This window comes from Roseovarius sp. CAU 1744 (assembly GCF_039839345.1).
Lineage (GTDB): Bacteria > Pseudomonadota > Alphaproteobacteria > Rhodobacterales > Rhodobacteraceae > Roseovarius.
In genome coordinates this window covers 67,438-85,192 of sequence record NZ_JBDOQV010000002.1, presented here as the reverse complement: position 1 = coordinate 85,192, position 17,755 = coordinate 67,438, and the positions used below count along the sequence as shown (strand labels likewise).

General features: G+C 62.8%; 18 protein-coding genes. 6 read left to right on the top strand and 12 right to left on the bottom strand.

The annotated features are described in order from the left end of the window. The first annotated feature begins 161 nt into the window (after positions 1-161). A complete protein-coding gene (locus AAFO92_RS04340; RefSeq protein ID WP_347533437.1) occupies positions 162-848 on the top strand; it encodes a response regulator transcription factor in 687 nt (228 codons plus the stop codon). Positions 849-1,034: 186 nt separating this feature from the next. Here AAFO92_RS04340 and AAFO92_RS04335 read toward each other — a convergent pair whose 3' ends face one another. The 6 genes from AAFO92_RS04335 to AAFO92_RS04310 form a co-directional block, all read right to left on the bottom strand. Continuing rightward, positions 1,035-2,144, bottom strand: coding sequence for a hypothetical protein (locus AAFO92_RS04335; protein ID WP_347533436.1), 1,110 nt, complete (start codon positions 2,142-2,144; stop codon positions 1,035-1,037). Between the two features lie 81 nt (positions 2,145-2,225). Then, on the bottom strand, positions 2,226-2,981 hold the full coding sequence (locus AAFO92_RS04330) for an SDR family NAD(P)-dependent oxidoreductase (protein ID WP_347533435.1): 756 nt from the start codon (positions 2,979-2,981) through the stop codon (positions 2,226-2,228). Next, positions 2,974-4,071, bottom strand: coding sequence for an ABC transporter ATP-binding protein (locus AAFO92_RS04325; RefSeq protein WP_347533434.1), 1,098 nt, complete (start codon positions 4,069-4,071; stop codon positions 2,974-2,976). The genes AAFO92_RS04330 and AAFO92_RS04325 overlap by 8 nt, the downstream gene beginning before the upstream one ends. A gap of 94 nt (positions 4,072-4,165) precedes the next feature. Beyond that, entirely contained in the window at positions 4,166-5,533 is a 1,368-nt protein-coding gene (locus tag AAFO92_RS04320) for a sodium:proline symporter (protein ID WP_347533433.1), read from the bottom strand. Positions 5,534-5,641: 108 nt separating this feature from the next. After that, positions 5,642-6,772, bottom strand: a complete 1,131-nt coding sequence (locus AAFO92_RS04315; protein WP_347533432.1) for a hypothetical protein — start codon at positions 6,770-6,772, stop codon at positions 5,642-5,644. Positions 6,773-6,774: 2 nt separating this feature from the next. Continuing rightward, positions 6,775-7,554, bottom strand: coding sequence for an SDR family oxidoreductase (locus AAFO92_RS04310; RefSeq protein WP_347533431.1), 780 nt, complete (start codon positions 7,552-7,554; stop codon positions 6,775-6,777). A gap of 149 nt (positions 7,555-7,703) precedes the next feature. Between AAFO92_RS04310 and AAFO92_RS04305 the strand changes: the two genes are divergently transcribed. Continuing rightward, entirely contained in the window at positions 7,704-8,717 is a 1,014-nt protein-coding gene (locus tag AAFO92_RS04305) for a Hint domain-containing protein (protein WP_347533430.1), read from the top strand. Positions 8,718-8,727: 10 nt separating this feature from the next. On the opposite strand, the gene AAFO92_RS04300 is transcribed toward AAFO92_RS04305, so the two are convergent. Together AAFO92_RS04300 and AAFO92_RS04295 are read right to left on the bottom strand one after the other, a co-directional pair. Continuing rightward, on the bottom strand, positions 8,728-9,102 hold the full coding sequence (locus AAFO92_RS04300) for a nuclear transport factor 2 family protein (protein ID WP_347533429.1): 375 nt from the start codon (positions 9,100-9,102) through the stop codon (positions 8,728-8,730). A 162-nt stretch (positions 9,103-9,264) separates the two neighbouring features. Beyond that, positions 9,265-9,522: a hypothetical protein gene (locus AAFO92_RS04295; RefSeq protein WP_347533428.1), complete on the bottom strand. Its 258-nt coding sequence runs from the start codon at positions 9,520-9,522 to the stop codon at positions 9,265-9,267. Positions 9,523-9,623: 101 nt separating this feature from the next. Here AAFO92_RS04295 and AAFO92_RS04290 point away from each other — a divergent pair, with 101 nt between their 5' ends. Beyond that, entirely contained in the window at positions 9,624-11,231 is a 1,608-nt protein-coding gene (locus AAFO92_RS04290; RefSeq protein ID WP_347533427.1) for a peptide chain release factor 3, read from the top strand. Positions 11,232-11,261: 30 nt separating this feature from the next. Here the strand turns inward: AAFO92_RS04290 and AAFO92_RS04285 are convergent, their stop codons facing one another. Genes AAFO92_RS04285 through AAFO92_RS04275 form a run of 3 tightly spaced genes read right to left on the bottom strand, consistent with a single transcriptional unit; the run spans position 11,262 to position 13,315 of the window. Further along, on the bottom strand, positions 11,262-11,789 hold the full coding sequence (locus AAFO92_RS04285) for a gamma carbonic anhydrase family protein (RefSeq protein ID WP_347533426.1): 528 nt from the start codon (positions 11,787-11,789) through the stop codon (positions 11,262-11,264). Then, positions 11,786-12,427 (bottom strand): guanylate kinase, encoded by a 642-nt coding sequence (gene gmk, locus AAFO92_RS04280; RefSeq protein WP_347533425.1) that lies wholly within the window; start codon positions 12,425-12,427, stop codon positions 11,786-11,788. The genes AAFO92_RS04285 and gmk overlap by 4 nt, the downstream gene beginning before the upstream one ends. Positions 12,428-12,436: 9 nt before the next feature. Continuing rightward, on the bottom strand, positions 12,437-13,315 hold the full coding sequence (locus AAFO92_RS04275; RefSeq protein WP_347533424.1) for a YicC/YloC family endoribonuclease: 879 nt from the start codon (positions 13,313-13,315) through the stop codon (positions 12,437-12,439). A gap of 220 nt (positions 13,316-13,535) precedes the next feature. Between AAFO92_RS04275 and AAFO92_RS04270 the strand changes: the two genes are divergently transcribed. Then, positions 13,536-14,225 carry a PAS domain-containing protein gene (locus AAFO92_RS04270; RefSeq protein ID WP_347533423.1) on the top strand — a complete coding sequence of 230 codons (690 nt, stop codon included), beginning with the start codon at positions 13,536-13,538 and terminating at the stop codon, positions 14,223-14,225. 31 nt (positions 14,226-14,256) lie between these two features. On the opposite strand, the gene AAFO92_RS04265 is transcribed toward AAFO92_RS04270, so the two are convergent. After that, positions 14,257-15,627 (bottom strand): 3-deoxy-7-phosphoheptulonate synthase class II, encoded by a 1,371-nt coding sequence (locus AAFO92_RS04265; RefSeq protein WP_347533422.1) that lies wholly within the window; start codon positions 15,625-15,627, stop codon positions 14,257-14,259. A gap of 169 nt (positions 15,628-15,796) precedes the next feature. Here AAFO92_RS04265 and AAFO92_RS04260 point away from each other — a divergent pair, with 169 nt between their 5' ends. Further along, complete coding sequence (locus AAFO92_RS04260) at positions 15,797-16,798, top strand: GlxA family transcriptional regulator (protein ID WP_347533421.1); 1,002 nt, start codon at positions 15,797-15,799, stop codon at positions 16,796-16,798. A 122-nt stretch (positions 16,799-16,920) separates the two neighbouring features. Beyond that, positions 16,921-17,556 carry a hypothetical protein gene (locus AAFO92_RS04255; protein WP_347533420.1) on the top strand — a complete coding sequence of 212 codons (636 nt, stop codon included), beginning with the start codon at positions 16,921-16,923 and terminating at the stop codon, positions 17,554-17,556. Positions 17,557-17,755 lie beyond the last annotated feature (199 nt).

Here is a 17,755-nt window from a genome sequence, read left to right as displayed (position 1 = left end):
GGCGGCGATCCTTGGTAAACTTTCGCCAGATGTACAGGTATTTGAAACGGATTGAAACATTCGCTCGCTAGGTAACACGTGGCCGTGAAAAGACTGTAGCACATCTTGTCGCCGCGGCGCCCCTGCCGCATCTTTCACGAAACAACGCAGGGAATATTCCTATGGGACAACTGAAAAAAATCTTGCTGGTCGATGACGATGACGACCTGCGCGAAGCGCTGAGCGAACAGCTGGTCATGACCGAGGATTTCGACGTGTTCGAGGCCGCCAACGGCGCCGAGGCGATGAGCAAGGCCAAGGACGGCATTTATGATCTGGTTATCCTGGACGTGGGCCTGCCCGACACTGACGGCCGCGAACTGTGCAGGCTGATGCGCAAGCAGGGCGTGAAATCTCCGATCATGATGCTGACCGGCCATGACGGCGATGCCGATACGATCCTGGGCCTGGATGCCGGGGCCAACGATTACGTCACCAAACCGTTCAAGTTCCCTGTCCTGCTGGCCCGTGTCCGCGCGCAGCTTCGCCAGCACGAACAATCCGAGGACGCGGTGTTCCAGTTGGGGCCCTACACGTTCAAGCCGGCGATGAAGATGCTGGAGACACAGGACGACAAGAAGGTCCGCCTGACCGAGAAGGAAACCAACATTCTCAAGTTCCTCTACCGCTCGACCGAGGGCGTGGTGCCGCGCGATGTGCTGCTGCACGAGGTCTGGGGATATAACGCCGGCGTGACCACCCACACGCTGGAGACCCATATCTATCGCCTGCGCCAGAAGATCGAGCCCGACCCGTCGAACGCCCGCCTGCTGGTCACCGAATCCGGTGGATACCGCCTGCTGGCGTAAGGAAAACCTGACTGTTCAGGTCATTGTCTGAACGGTAGATTGATTGCACTACCCGTCGCATATGCGGGCACTCATATGTACCTCCCTGTTGGACTGACCCCGGCATTGTCCGGGGTCTTTTTTTCGTGGGTTGGCAGCGCCGCTGCAAGCGCAGGGCGCAACCTACGGGCAACCTCCCGTCGTGCCTTAGACCGGCGCGAAACTACCGGCAAAGGCGGTCAGCAATGGGGATCCGGTGGCGATCAGGGCCTGGATCGCCTCTGTCATGCTGATCTGAAGCCCGTGCGTGGCCTTCCATTTCTCCAGCCGTGTCACCGTCGGCGCCAGGTCATCGGCCGCCGCTTCGGGCAGGCTTTCCTCTTTCACCAGGCTCTCCATCGCCAGTTCGTCCGACCGGCGCGAGGCCAGATACATCACCGGCCCGAACCCGGTGACAATCAGCAGCGTGTAGAACACACCATAGTAGAACAGCGTCGCGTTGATCGTCTCGCCATAGCTCGGATGCGTCGCCGTATCGACCAGCGGCATCGGCCATTGCATCCACGACATCTGCTGGAACATCCCGGCGCTCAGCATCAGCCCCGCCAGGTACAGGAATCGCCGCGCCGCCCGCTGGTTGCGCCCATGATCGAAGGCGCGGACCTCAAGCGGCGTGGACGCGGGCGGACAGGCAAGCGAGAGGATCATCCCCAGCACCAGCGCCGCCACCCCGAACCCCGACATAACCGAGGTGTAATCCAGCAATATCCGCAACAGCGCAAGGGTGGGGTTTTCCGTGCAGGGCCGGCCCAGCAACAAGGTCTTTTCGGGGATCGTTCGATAGGCCGGCACCCCGCCTTCCCAGACCAGTTCCTGACAGCGGCGCACCTCGCCGCGGGCCAGCACCTGTTGCATCACGTCGCTGCCCAGCTGGTGATAGGAACGCCAGCTCCAGATCGCCTCTTCCTGATGGCCCAGCACGCTCGCCAGCACCGGCAGCTGCACCAGCAGCAGTACGGCGATGGCCAGAACCCGTGCCTGAACGGTCAGCGGCTTGGCCAGTTCCCCCAGGAACATCACCATCGCAATGACCACGAGCACGCTGTAGAACAGCAAAGCCCCCAGATAGCGGTTGCGCCCCCCGGCCTCCAGATATCCCTTGCCGTCGATCAACAGCTCGTCGGCGGTGATGTCCAGCATTGGCACGCCCAGATTGGGCACCAGCCAGTCACTCAGCAGGAAAATCAGCACCGGCAACGCCAGGATCAGGAAACAGGCTGGCGGTACCCGCCGCTTCTCGGTCAGGAAATTGCGCATGTCTCAATCCGTCAGGTCGCGGAGGCCGCGGGTAATACCGGCACTCTACCACATCGCCTTAAACGCGCAAATCTGCCTGGTTTATTCCCGTGGCAGTACGCCCGAGGCCATGAAACCACCATCGACGTTCAGGATGTGGCCGTTGATGAACCCCGCCTCCCCGGAGGCCAGGTAACATACGGCCGAAGCCACCTCTTCGGGTTCGGCATAGCGCTGGATCGGGGTCTGCGCGTACCACAATTCGCGATCCTTGGGGCCGTGCACCTGCCGGATCATCGGTGTGTTCACCGGAATCGGCGCAACCGCATTGGCGGTCACCCCGCTGCCGCCCAGTTCCGCCGCCAGAAGCCGCGTCAGCATGTCCACTCCGCCCTTCGAACAGGAGTAGGCGCCGCGCCCCGTATTGGCGATCTGACCGTTGACCGAGCTCAGCGTTATGATCCGGCCCCAGCCCTTTGCCACCATCTGGCGCCCGGCCAACTGGCAGCAGTGGAATGTCCCGTTAAGGTTCACGTCGATGATCCGGGCCCAGTCATCGGGGTCAAAATCCAGCAGGCGCGCGGCCTTCACAATGGCCGCACAGGTCACCAGGATATCCACGCCGCCCCGCTCTTCGAGCGTTGCGAACCCGGCCTCCACCGCCGCCCGGTCGCTCACGTCAAAGGCAAGCCACTCCGCGCCCGCCGGCAGCGCCGCCACGGCGCGTTCGCAGGCCGCCTCGGTAACGTCGGTGATCGTCACCTGCGCGCCTGCCTTCAGCAGCCCCTCGGCACAGGCCATGCCGATCCCCCCGGCCCCGCCGGTGACCAGCGCCCTTTTCCCGGCCAGATCACGCACGTTGCCGCCCCCCTACCGGGAAGATGAAACACCGGTCGCGGCGGATCATCAGCCATAGCGGCTTGCCGCGCGCGGGCAGAAAGACATTGGGCACGGTGGCCTTCAGGATCGACCCGTCATGATCCATCCTGAATTCCACCAGGCTTTCGCTGCCCATGAACCGTGCTCGCTGCACGATCCCGCGCGCCGCGGCCCCGTCCGTGATCGTGGGGTGTGGCCCGCGGCCGTTGCGGTCAAAGTCGATCTTGATGTGCTGCGGACGAATAACGATCTCGACGGCCTGGCCCTCCATCGCGCCGGGCGCCAGGAACTGACCAAATGGCGTTTCCACCAAAGCCCCTTGAACCGTGCCTCGTATCACGTTGATATCGCTGAAAAATGCAACGGAGTCCCGATCTGCGGGCGCATTGTAGATATTATAGGGCGCGCCCTGCTGCACAATTCGCCCGTCGCGCATCAGCGCGATCTCGTCGGCCATGCGCATCGCCTCTTCGGGCTCGTGGGTGACCAGCAGCACGGCGGTATCCTGTTCGCGCAGGATGTCCAGGGTTTCATCCCGGATACCATCGCGCAAACGGTTATCGAGACCCGAGAACGGCTCGTCCATCAGCATGATCCGGGGGCGCGGCGCCAGCGCGCGGGCCAGCGCCACCCGCTGCTGCTCGCCGCCCGATAGCTCGTGCGGATAGGCATCGACATACCGCCCCATACCTACACGGTTGAGCAATTTCTCGATCCGGGCGGCTTTCTGCGCCTTGTCGCCTTCAAGCCCGAAGGCCACGTTCTCGCCCACCCGCAAATGCGGAAACAGGGCGAAATCCTGGAACATCAGGCCGATATGGCGCCGTTCGGGCGGAACACGGGTGACGGTGTCGCAAACCAGATTGCCATCCACCCAGATCTCACCCGCGTCCTGCATCTCGACGCCGGCAATCATCCGCAGGGTTGTCGATTTGCCGCATCCGGACGGCCCCAGCAGGCAGGTCACCTGCCCCGGCATGACCCTGAGCGAGACATCGTCCACCACGACGCGGCCATCATAGCAGCGCCGAAGGTTCCGGATTTCAAGTCTTGGGGGGGTCTCGTCCACGGGGCCTCACGTTTTTCCGATCAAATTGATCGGACATTCAACAGGCCAGATAACAACCAAGCTGCCCCGAGGCAATAGAAACCGCGTGTGCGCCTTACCCGCGCCGGCGCGCCCCCGACAGGACAGCCGCGAATCCGACGGCCAGGACGACCAGGCAAATCACCAGCAATTGCTCGTATTTGTGGGCGTCGGGCAGCAGGGCCGCAAACCAGTCGTCACGGGCGAAATAGGCAATCGCGCCGGTCAGTGCCGCCCCGAAGGCCACAACATAGGACCAGAGCGCGATCTTGCGCCCCAGGATCAGCCCGACAAACAACACAGGGGTCAGGAACATGCTTGCGGTACCGCTGACCGCCACCGCGTCGAACAGGGTCTGGTTGCCCCACAGCGTCAGCAGCGCGCCGAACAGCATGAACACCGTCATGGCAAGACGGCCACCGTTCAGGGTGCGCGGGCTGAGCCCAAGCTCGTCCACCACCAGCCGCGCGGCGCTGGCCAGGGCCGAATCCAAGGTGCTGAGCGCCGAGATCAGCAACGACAGCAGCAGCGCGACAAAAAGCCAGGTTGGGAACATATCCATCCAGGTGCCGATCAGTTGGTTCTCGTATCCGGCGCCCTGAAGCCCCGCCTGAATGCCGAAGAAACCGAAACCGATGATGCAGAGCGTCGAAATCCAGAACGCGTGCAGAAAGGACCGGCGCGTGGTTTCCGGGTCGGCGATGAAACCGCGGTCCATCATCACCGGATCATGCGCCGGGTAGGAAAACACCTGAAGCAGGGCCACCAGCAACAGCACCTGTCCGTTCCAGGCGCCGCTTGTGCCCGTTGCCGTCAGCACCGCGCCCAGATCGAACCCAGGGCTGGTCACCAGCGCGCCGAAGGCAAGGCCGAATATCATCAGGAAAACCATCATCTGAAGCACATCCGTGCGCAACGCGGCGCTGAGCCCGCCCCAGGCGCTGTAGCCCAGCCCCAGGACCGCCACCAGCACAATGGAATATTCGCGCGCCATGGCCACCTCTGGCAGGGCCGCGGCAAAGATCAGCCCGACGACAAGCAGATTGGCAAAAACCTCCGACAGCAGGCGCAACGCGATCACCATGTTATAGCAACCCGCGCCCACGGCGCCGAACCGCATCTTCAGCCAGTCCTGCATCGAGCCCGCCCCGCTGGCGCGCAGCCGTCCGACGATAAACCCGCCGGTCAGGAAAGACCCGTAATAGGCCGCATAGGCCAATGTGCCCCAGATGCCGTAGTAATACCCCAGAATGGCGGAATTCATCAGCGACCGGGCAAAGATCCATGTCGTGACCTGGCTCAGCACCAGCACCCACAGCCCCGGCGCACGCCCGGCCGGGTTGGCACCGCTGAAAAACCCGTCGATCGTGGCGCGGCGCGGCGCCACGGCGACGCTTGCACAGATAACGAGCCCGAATAGGGCAATGATGGTCGTTGCTTGCATGTCGGGAATTCCTGTTTCCGCTTGGGGGTTTACACCGGCCTAGCAGCCGCAATCGCCCCTGGCCAGAACCTGTTACAGGGACCGACGCGAATGTGATACCTGTTCAGATCACCGTGCCGGCGCCGCCTGCAGATCGAACGTCGCTTCGGCCACGATCCGGCCGTTCACCTGAAGCTCGATCCGGTGCGGTCCGGGATGCAGGGTGAAGGTGGTGGCGTTGCCTTTCAGCAGGTGTTTCTTGCGCAGCGCAAGCGGCCTGCCCGCCTGTGTCCGCCCCTGTTTCAGCTTGAAGACCTTGCGGCCAGCCCGCCCGGTGGGCCGGTGCAGATGCAGGACATAGTCAATCAGCACATTCGCCGGCTCTTGCGTCTGGACAGAGCCCGTGAACTCCACCGCGTCGCCGATGCGAACCGGCCCCGGCATGATCGTGATGCCCGCAATCATCTCGAGATCATCGCGGTACCCCAGCATGCGCAACGCATCCGGATGTCCGTTCTTGACCAGCGTCCGTAGCGCGTGGCGGGTCATCCAATCCAGCTCCTTGCTGGCCTGGCGGCCCTCGTTTTGCCAGGCCTCCAGCCGGCCGATGACCACAGACGGATCAATCTTGGCGAGATCATTAAGATGGTTGGCCACCGATCTTGTCACGTAACGCGTCGGATCGGCGTGAAGCCTGTCCAACAGGGGCAGCGGCATCATCGGGTCGGTTGCAAGCTTTGCCGCCCAAGGCAGTTTCGGCCGCGTCCCCTCGCTGACCAGCCGCCGGACATGATAGTTCTGGTCCTCGGCCCATGCCGTCAGCCGCGCCATGGTTTCCGCGGGCCAGCGGTTCAGAAACGGGCGGATGTAGAACTCCATCGAAAACCGTTTGGTCGCCTCGTACAGCAGGTCCAGGGCCCTCTCGCGATGATTTTCCAGGCCGTGGCGCACCGCCAGAATACCCGGCACCGCATGGATGAACCGGCCGAAATCATCATCCTGCAAACCGGGATCCAGCGGCGGCGGCATGCAGGCTTCCAGCTGATCGGCCATCGTGGCGAAATCCGGGGCCAGGTACGGCTCAAGGCAATCAGCGATCCAGTCGAGCCGCGCCAGCAATTCACGCGGCGCCAGACCGGCCATCACCGCTGCGTGGAACCGCGCCGCATCGAAGCCCGGCAAGATGGCGAATTCACCGGCCAGATCACCGATACTGTCCGCGTTAAACAGCTGATCTTTCAGCGAAAAACCCTGAGCCACGGCTACATTGTCGAATTCGTGGCACCGCCATCCAGCAGGATGTTCTGCCCGATCATGTAGCCTGCATATTGCGAACACATGAAGGCGCAAGTGGCGCCAAATTCCTCGATCGTGCCATAGCGGCCCGCCGGGATGGTGGCGTTGCGGTTGGCCTTGGCCTCCTCGACCGAGATACCGGCCGCCTTGGCCGCGCCCTCATCCAGCGAAACGGCCCGGTCAGTTGCGTGAATACCCGGCTGCAAGTTGTTGATAACAACACCAGAACCGGCCACCTGCCGCGAGGTTCCAGCGACATAGCCCGTCAGGCCCGCGCGGGCCGAATTGCTGAGACCCAGCACCGGCACCGGCGCCTTGACGCTGACCGAGGTGACGTTGACCACCCGGCCCCAGCCGCGTTCCATCATCCCCGGCAGCAGTGCTTTCATCAGCGCAATCGGCGTCAGCATGTTGGCATCGAGCGCCTTGATGAAATCATCCCGGTCCCAGTCGCTCCACAAGCCCGGAGGCGGGCCACCGGCATTGGTCACAAGGATGTCCGCGCCCTCTGCCGCCGCCAGCACCTGCGCCTGTCCCTCGGGCGTGGTCACATCGCAGGCCACGGTCGTGACCTTGACCCCGAACTCGTCGCGAATCGCGGCGGCGGACGCCTCCAGCGCCTCGGCCCCCCGGGCATTCATCACCAGATCGACACCGGCCTCGGCGAGGGCACGCGCGCACCCCAGCCCCAGCCCCTTGGACGACGCACAGACCAGCGCCCGTTTTCCCTTGATTCCCAGATCCATGAGTTCAGTCCTCCGATTTTCCCCATGACGCATAGCATCCATGCGCGCAGGATTGCCAGCAAAAGCCCCGCGGATTGACCCCCTGACCGCACAATTCTAGTCTGACCCACCAGCCGCCCGGCTGAGCGTATCCGGTGAGCCGAAACAGTATGACCAAATCTCCGTCGAAACCCACGCAATCCATCCCGGTTTACCGGTCCGGAGACGTGACCGTGGTCAATGGCGCCAACCTGGGCGACCCGGTATCCTTCGCCGCCGAACTTGACCTTGACGACACCTACGAACTGCGCCGCGACGCGACACCGCATCTGCTGACGCTGCACACCGATCGCAAGGATGGGTTCACCATCGCCGACATGTCCGAGGTCGGCACACCGGGGGCCACGCTCTATCTGGACAGCTGCCTGACACTGATGTCCGGCAACGGCGTGACGACCGAGGTTCTGGTTCTTGTCGAGGTCGATGATGAATGCGATGTCGAGGCCGTCTATGCCCTGCCGCTGGCGCCGCTGACACCGCGCCTCGGCTATGCGCTGGTGGGAATCAGCCACGACGATGCCCGCACCAAATTCGCCGAGGTCGCCTGCGTGTCCTTTACCCGTGGCACGCATATCACCATGGCCTCGGGCGCGCAGCGCAAGATCGAGGAACTGCAGATTGGCGATACGGTTCTGACCCGCGATGACGGGCCGCAGAAGATCCGCTGGATCGGGCACGCCACCGTGCGCGCACTGGGGGATTTCGCCCCGGTGCGCATCAAGGCCGGAACGCTGCACAACGAAAACGATCTGTTGGTCAGCCCCGACCACCGTCTGTTCATCTACCAGCGGTCCGATGCGCTTGGCGCCGGGCGCAAGGAGGTGCTGGTGCGCGCCCGCCACCTGCTGAACGGCGACACGGTCGTGCGGCAGGATGGCGGGTTTGTCGATTACTACCAGTTGCTGTTCGACGATCACCAGATCATCTATGCCGAGGGGATCGCCGCCGAGACCCTGCTGGTCGACACCCGCACAAGCCCGGTCCTGCCCCCGGAGCTGAGCCGGCAGATGGCGCAATCGCTGGCCAGCCACGATTCCCGCGACCACCAGAAATTCGAGGTCAGTGAAAAGCTGCTGAAACACCCGGACATGGCCAAGCTGTTGAAACGCGCGTCGACCCGGTGACGGGTGCCGGTTAGGCACCCTCCATCGCATAGAAGAATTCCTCCCGGACGATCTTGCCGCCGACGACGGAATAGAGCGCCACCTCCTCCATATCCATCATCTTGCCGCTGCCTTTCTCGCCCGCCCGCATGCGAAAGATCACCGCAAAACGGTCATCGCCATGGGGCATCGGGTCCGAGACTTGTGCCTCTTCCACCTCCATCGTGCTCTCCCACCAGTCGTGCTTGGCCTTGATCGCCTCGATGCCCCGGACCTCGCGCCCCTGCCCCATATCCACGGCCTCGACGGATACGGCGTCGGAAGCATAGAGCTTGTCCAGGTTGTCGCGGGCACGGTTCTGACGGCATCCGGCAACGAGTTCATCTGCAATTTCATTCAAGTCCATAGTCAGGTCCTCCGGGCGTTCACTAAATGTTCCCAACACTTCGTTGAAATCAGACACCAAGTCTACTGACAATTTCGGGAGGTGGCACGATCGTGCTGAAGCCGAGCCAAGAAGGCCGCGGTCGCGTACTGGCAGCGGCCTCCTTGAACTTATGGTGTTGACCTATTTCTTGTGATTCTTGGCCAGTTCATCGGTCACGTCATCGTCGGCGCCCCCGAATGAGGGCTTGCGCGCTTTCATCGCGATCGCCTCACGCGACCACGCGTTGTCTTTTTTCGGCGCACCGAACGGATCTTTTGCGGCCACGTCATTGCCTGGCTTGGCGTTTTCGCCGGGTTCGCGTTCGGCGGCGGGTTTTCCCGGTTCGCGCTGACTGTCGAGGACGCGTGTTTCCGAGATTTTCTTCTTGGATGTCATCATGTTCCTCCTTTTGTGCTGACAGATCAACGCGTGACCATCGCCTCAGTTCCTGAGAATATCGGGATATTGCACAGCAACTCGGTGCACTCTATACGGCGGCTATGCTCGACACCGCCCATAACCGCCCCGATCTGCCGCCCGAAATCGCGCGCCGCCGCACCTTTGCGATCATCTCGCATCCGGATGCGGGCAAGACGACGCTGACTGAGAAATTCCTGCTGTTCGGTGGCGCGATCCAGATGGCCGGCCAGGTCCGCGCCAAGGGCGAGGCGCGGCGCACGCGGTCGGATTTCATGCAGATGGAAAAAGATCGCGGCATCTCCGTATCGGCCTCTGCAATGTCGTTTGATTTCAAGACATTCCGGTTCAATCTTGTTGACACGCCGGGCCACTCTGATTTCTCCGAGGACACCTATCGCACGCTGACGGCGGTCGATGCTGCCGTCATGGTGATCGACGGCGCCAAGGGCGTCGAATCCCAGACCCAGAAACTGTTCGAGGTCTGCCGGTTGCGCGACCTGCCGATCCTGACTTTTTGCAACAAGATGGACCGTGAAAGCCGCGACACGTTCGACATCATCGACGAGATCCAGGAAAACCTGGCCATCGACGTGACCCCCGCGAGCTGGCCCATCGGGGTCGGGGCCGATTTCCTGGGCTGCTACGACATGCTCAATGACCGTCTGGAACTGATGGACCGCGCTGATCGCAACCGGGTCGCGGAAAGCATTCAGATCAACGGGCTGGACGATCCGGCACTGGCCGATCACGTGCCCGCCAACCTGCTCGAAAAGCTGCGCGAAGAGGTCGAGATGGCCCGCGAATTGCTGCCCCAGCTGAACCCGCAATCGGTGCTTGAAGGGCACATGACGCCGATCTGGTTCGGATCTGCGATCAACTCTTTCGGGGTCAAGGAACTGATGGATGGGATCGGCACCTACGGGCCGGAACCACAGCCGCAACGGGCAGAGCCGCGCCAGATTTCCCCTGACGAATCAAAGGTTTCCGGCTTTGTTTTCAAGGTGCAGGCCAACATGGACCCCAAGCATCGCGACCGCGTGGCCTTTGTCCGCATGGCCTCGGGGCATTTCAAGCGCGGCATGAAGCTGACTCATGTGCGCACGAAAAAGCCGATGGCAGTCAGCAACCCGGTGCTGTTCCTGGCTTCCGACCGCGAGCTGGCCGAGGAAGCCTGGGCCGGTGACATCATCGGCATCCCGAACCACGGGCAGCTCAGGATCGGCGATACCCTGACCGAGGGAGAGGCCCTGCGCGTGACCGGCATCCCCTCTTTCGCACCGGAACTGCTGCAGCAGGCCCGCGCCGGCGACCCGATGAAGGCCAAACACCTGGAAAAGGCACTGATGCAATTTGCCGAGGAAGGCGCCGCCAAGGTGTTCAAACCCGCCTTCGGCTCGGGTTTTATCGTCGGCGTCGTCGGTGCGCTGCAATTCGAGGTTCTGGGATCCCGGATCGAGTTGGAATACGGCCTGCCCGTGCGCTTCGAGGCCAGCCAGTTCACCTCGGCCAGATGGGTGAAGGGCGACAGGCAGGCAATTGACAAATTCACCGAATCCAACAAGCAGCACATCGCCCATGACCATGACGGCGATGTTGTCTACCTGACCCGCCTGCAGTGGGATATCGACCGGGTGGAACGCGACTATCCGGAAGTGACGCTGACAGCCACCAAGGAAATGATGGTTTAGCGAACCGGCCGCGGTTCCGGGCGGCGGCGACTAGACCGCCTTCAGGCCGTCCCTGAACCTGCGCATCCGCGCCTGGTAGTGCAGTGCGCTTTTCTTCAGGCCCTCGATGGCCTCGGCATCCAGTTCACGCACCACCTTGCCCGGCACGCCCATCACCAGCGATCCGTCGGGGATTTCCTTGCCTTCGGTGATCAGCGCGCCCGCGCCGATCAGGCAGTTATTGCCGATCCTGGCACCGTTCAGGACGGTGGCCCCCATGCCGATCAGGGTGTTATCGCCCAGAACGCAGCCATGCAGCATCGCCTTGTGTCCGATGGTGCAACCCTGCCCAATGACCAGCGGATAGCCCATATCGGTGTGCATCACCGTGTTTTCCTGTACATTGGTACCGGCGCCGATATGGATAACCTCGTTATCGCCGCGCAGGGTGCTGCCGAACCAGACCGATGTGGCGCTTTCCAGAACCACGTGGCCGATCACATGCGCGCCGGGCGCCACCCAGAAATCACCATCCTCGGGGGTCTCGGGGGACCGGCCTTCCAGCGTGTATAACGTCATTGCATCGCCTCGAATTCACTGTGCAGCATCTTGACATGGGCGTTCAGCCCCGGCTGCTGGATGCGCTTGAGCCGGGCCGCTTCGACGATGCTTTTCAGCCGGGCGCCGGTCTGGTCCAGATCGTCATTGATCAGCACATAGTCATATTCCGCCCAGTGGCTGATCTCATCCCAGCTCTTGCGCATCCGCTTGGCGATCACCTCGGGGCTGTCTTTGCCGCGTGTCTCAAGCCGGCGGTGCAGTTCCCTGATCGACGGCGGCAGGATGAAGATCGACAGCGTATGCTGCCCCAACACCGAGTTCTGGATCTGCTGCGCGCCCTGCCAGTCGATGTCGAACAGCACGTCGCGCCCGGTGTCGATGGCCGCCTGCACCGGTCCGCGCGGCGAGCCGTAGAAATTGCCGAAGACATGCGCGTGCTCCAGCATCTCGCCATTGGCCACATCGCGCTGAAACGCCTGTTCGGTCAGGAAATGATAGTCCTCGCCATCCACCTCGCCTTCGCGCGGGGTCCGTGTCGTGGCCGAGACGGAAAAGGCGATCGTCGGATCCCAGTCTCGCAACTGTCGCGACAGGGTGGATTTGCCGGCCCCGGACGGGGACGAGAGAATGATGAGAAGTCCGCGTCGTTTGGTCATTGCCGTCCCTTATTCCACATTCTGCACCTGTTCGCGCATCTGATCGATCACCGTCTTCAGCTCCAGCCCAACGCCCGTCAGCGCCACTGACTGTGCCTTGGAACAGATGGTGTTGGCCTCGCGGTTGAATTCCTGGCTGAGGAAGTCCAGCTTGCGGCCGATGGGCGACCCGGCAGCCAGCAGATCCCGCGCCGCGGCGACATGGGCGCCCAAGCGGTCGATCTCTTCGGTGACATCGGCCTTGACCGCCAGCATCGCCAGTTCCTGCGCCACCCGCGTTTCGTCCGCGCCATCGCTGTTTTCTAGCACCCGTGCCAGCTGCGTACGCAGGTTTTCGGCCACCTCGTTCTTGCGTTCCTCGGCGATTTCCGCGGCCCTGGCGGTCAGATCCTCGATCACCGCCAGCTGATCCGTCAGCACGGTTTCAAGCGCGCGCCCCTCGGCACCGCGCATGTCCAGGAAACTTTCGACCAGCGGGTCCAGGTCGGCCAGCAGCGCCTTGCACAGCGCCGCGGTATCCTGATCGTTATTGCCCGCTTCCAGCACGCCGCGAATGCCCAGGATTTCGGCGGCATTGGCCGGTGCCAGCGACAGACCCACATCCATCGCGCGGGATTCGACATGCGCCATGGCCCGCAGCACATCCTCGAGCTGCGCGGGATTGACCGACAGCCCCCCGGCCTGATCTTCGGACAACACGCGCAGCGAGAGGGCCAGGTTCCCACGGGAAACCGCCTTGCCCAGACGCGCACGTATGCCGGCCTCAAGCCCCTCGATCCAGTCCGGCACACGCAGCCGAACGTCCAGACCCTTGCCGTTCACGCTGCGCAGTTCCCATGTCCAGGAATAGGTCTCGAACGCTCCCTTCCCGGAAGCGAAAGACGTCATCGAGTATATCACCGCGCTCTCCACTTGACTGTCCGCCCGTCCTAGCCATTCAGCCTGAGGCTGGCAAGCGGCCCGGCGCGGCAGCAGCGCACACACGGTTAACCAAGTGCATAATTTTTGTAAGCAATAACCCTAAAAATGAGTCATAATTGTACCGAACCGGGCGACAGGGCCCAACGGGCGACTGAACCGAGCGCCGTATTCCAGGATTAGGTGAACCATGCAGGAAGACATCAACCACGTGAAGACAACGCTGATCCACAGCGGTATGCGCGGGAAAGAGAAGAACCTTGCGGCCTTCATCACCTACTGGTCAAGCATGCGCAAAGGTCAGGTCGTGCCCCGCCGGACCGATATCGACCCGCGCGGGATCGAGGCACTGCTGGAAAACGCCTTCATCGCGGAAAAGATCGCACCGGGTCTGGCCCGGCTCAGGATCGCCGGCACGCATCTGAGCGATCTGATGGGCATGGAAGTCCGTGGAATGCCGATCAGCGCCTTCATCGCGCCGGAACATCGCACGACGCTGTCGGAACTGCTGGTCGAGGTGTTCGACCGCCCGGCCATCGTCAAGATCAACGTCGAATCCCCGGCGGGTATCGGCCACCGGGCGCTGAAGGGTACGCTGCTGATGCTGCCGCTGCGTAGCGATCTGGGCGATACATCCCGTGCCCTGGGCTGTTTCCTGACCGATGGGCTGATCGGGCGCACCCCGCGCCGGTTCAACATCGTCAGCCACAGCGTCGAAAACCTGGCCGCGCCCGCGGAGACCGCCCCGGCGCCCACCGTTGAAAAAGCACCCGAGGCAGGCTTTGCCGATCCGGCCACACCTTATGACGCAACCCCGCAGAAACACCCCAGCGAGAGGCCGTATCTGCGCCTTGTACAGAATTCAGAACAAAGTGATTGAAGCCACGGCGCCCCAACGGGCGCCGCTTTTTTTAGACCGCCTGTGCCTCGGCGCGGGCTTCACGCAGCGCCGATAGCTCCTGTGCCACGAGGAAGGCAAGCTCAAGCGACTGGCTGGCGTTCAGCCGCGGGTCGCAGGCGGTGTGGTAGCGATCCGACAGATCCTCTTCGCTGACCGCGCGGACGCCGCCGGTGCATTCGGTCACGTCCTGGCCGGTCATCTCGAAATGCACACCGCCGGGGATCGTGCCCTCGGCCTTGTGCACACCGAAGAATTCGCGCACCTCGCGCAGCACGCTTTCGAACGGCCGCGTCTTGTAGCCGGTGGCCGACTTGATCGTGTTGCCGTGCATCGCGTCGCAGACCCAGACCACGTTGGCGCCCTCTTCCCGCACGGTCTTGATCAGGCGCGGCAGATGTTCCGCCACGTTGCCCGCACCGAAACGCGCGATCAGCGTCAGGCGGCCGGCCTCGTTATTCGGGTTCAGCGTCGCCATCAGCCGCTTGAGGTCATCCGAGGTCATCGACGGGCCGCATTTCAGCCCGATCGGGTTCAGCACGCCACGGCAGAATTCCACATGCGCCCCGTCCGGTTGGCGGGTACGGTCGCCGATCCAGATCATGTGACCGGAGCCCGCCAGCCATTTTCCGGAGGTGGAATCAAGCCGCGTCAGCGCCTCTTCGTATTCCAGAAGCAGGCTTTCATGGCTGGTGTAGAAATCCACCGTCTGCAGGGTATGCGCGCGATCGCTGTCGACGCCGGCGGCGGTCATGAAATCCAGCGCCGCACTGATATTGTTCGCCATGTCGCGGTACCGCGCGGCCTTTTCCCCTTCGGTGAATCCCAGCGTCCAGGAATGCACCTGATGCACGTCGGCATAGCCGCCGGTCGAAAACGCCCTGAGCAGGTTCAGCGTGGCCGCGGCCTGCGTATAGGCCTGCAGCATCTTCTCCGGGTCGGGAATGCGCGCCTCGGGGGTGAAGGCCAGGTCATTGATGATGTCGCCGCGGTAGCTGGGCAGCTCGACGCCATTCACGGTCTCGGTGGGCGCGCTACGGGGCTTGGCGAATTGCCCGGCCATCCGGCCCACTTTCACCACCGGCACCTTGGCGCCATAGGTCAAGACCATCGCCATCTGCAACATCACCTTGAACGTGTCACGGATCGCATCGGCGCTGAACTGCTCGAAGCTTTCGGCGCAGTCGCCGCCCTGCAGCAGGAAGGCCTCGCCCCGGGATGCAGCGCCAAGTGCGGCCTTCAAGCGCCGAGCCTCGCCTGCAAAAACCAGCGGAGGATACTGCGAGAGTTTCGATTCAACCCGGTTCAGTGCCGCGCCGTCGGTATACTCGGGCATCTGAACCCGCGGTTTCGCACGCCAGTCAGATTTTTGCCACTCAGTCATCGTCTTTCTCCGCTTTCAGACTTCGAGACCCGTCTATACTAAACGGGCTCCCGGGACGCCATATATGTATTCAACGAAACTACGCAATTTTGCCCTCTGCCTATTGCCATTTGCAACAGTTTCCTAAAAGAGGCCAGAATGGCCCAAACCTGCAAGGGATTCGAGCGCAATGAACTGGGGTACCACCGGCAAGCCTGACGCTGCTGCGGGAAAGCCGCGGCGGTTCGTGTTCGTCTTGCTGGACAACTTCACTCTGCTCTGCTTCGCGGCAGCCGTCGAAAGCCTGCGGATCGCCAACCGCATGGCCGATGAAACGCTCTATGATTGGGTGCTGGCCGGCGAAGGCGGCGAGGCGGTTTCCTGCTCGGCGGGTGCCACGTTCAACGTCGATATCGACCTGGAAGAGCTCAGGCGCGACGACGTGGTGATGATCTGCGGCGGCATATTCGTTCAGGAAGCGACCACCAAGAAAGTGCTCAACTGGCTGCGCCGCGAGGCACGGCGCGGGCTGACCGTGGGCGGATTGTGCACGGCCGCCTACACGGTCGCCAAGGCGGGTCTACTGGATGGCAAGCGCGCCACGATCCACTGGGAAAACCACGACAGTTTCCTGGAGGAATTCGAAGAGGTCAACCTGACCAAATCCGTCTTTGTCATTGACGGCAACCGGATGACCACCGCCGGTGGCACCTCGTCGATTGACCTGATGCTCAAGATCATCGCCGAGGACCACGGCGAGAAGCTGGCCAATGCGGTGGCCGATCAGCTGATCTATTCCACCATCCGCACCGACCAGGACACGCAGCGGCTGAGCGTGCCCACGCGCATCGGGGTCCGCCATCCCAAGCTGAGCCAGGTGATCCAGATGATGGAAGGCAATATCGAGGAACCGATCAGCCCCTCTGTCCTGGCCAAGGATGTGGGCATGTCCACCCGCCAGCTTGAACGCCTGTTCCGCCGCTATCTGAACCGCAGCCCGAAACGCTATTACATGGAACTGCGCCTGCAGAAGGCCCGCAACCTGCTGATGCAGACCGACATGACGGTGATCAACGTGGCGCTTGCCTGCGGTTTTGCCTCGCCCTCGCATTTCTCGAAATGCTATCGGTCGCATTACAACACCACCCCCTATCGCGAGCGCGGCGCGCAATCGGCACGGCTGTCATTCTGACGCGGCGGGTCAGCCGCCCACGCCCGATCATTCATACGTTGCGGTGCGCCCGGTTGGCCAACTGACCCGAAAGTGATGGCGTGACGACTGGACCTTCGGGCAGGGCGCGATAAACTGCCGGGATGCCGCTTCAGAACCGCGTCCTGCCCACTGGTGAAATCGCCGCGCAACCGTGGCGCGGCACGCTGATGGGCAATCGCGGCATTCTGCATGACGACCGGCAGCACCTGAAATCCGCACGTTGGACGCATCCGCATTGGGTCACCTGCGTCCTGAAATACAAGGACTGGCACCGCCCGGTGATGTCCCCGCGCCGTTATACCGAGCTGTTTTTCCCGGATGAATCCTGCGCCCTTGCCGCCGGGCACCGTCCCTGTGGCCTGTGCCGCCGCCCGGATTACGAGGCGTTTCGCGCCGCCTGGGCAGAGGCGCATGGGGATAACCCGCTGGATCACGACGACCGGTTGCTGCATGCCGCCCGCGTCACCCGCAATCGCCACCACCGACGCCATGAGGCCCAGATTGCAACCCTGCCCGATGGTACCTTCCTGTGGGTCGACGGGGCGGCGCATCTGCTCTGGTCACGGCAGTTGCTCAGATACCAGGCGGGCGGCTATATCGCCGCCCTGCCCCGCCCGCCATCGGGCGCCGTCACGGTCCTGACGCCGGAACCCACCGTCGCAGCGCTGGCCCAGGGCTACCGGCCCATGATTCACCCATCTGCACGGGCGTTTCTGGACGCTGCCACGATGCCCTGAGCACCCACTTGCGTCACGCCGGCAGGGCCGCACCGAACGTGCCCCTACCGCAGCAGAGGCGCGCACCACACCGCTGATTTCCGCTTGATCCACAGCCTGCATTGACCACACCCCCCATCTTCCGGTAAACGCTTGCAAACCGGATCATTCTTGTGGATGGCCACGGGCCCGTTCGGGGTCCGATCCGGATATCAGACGC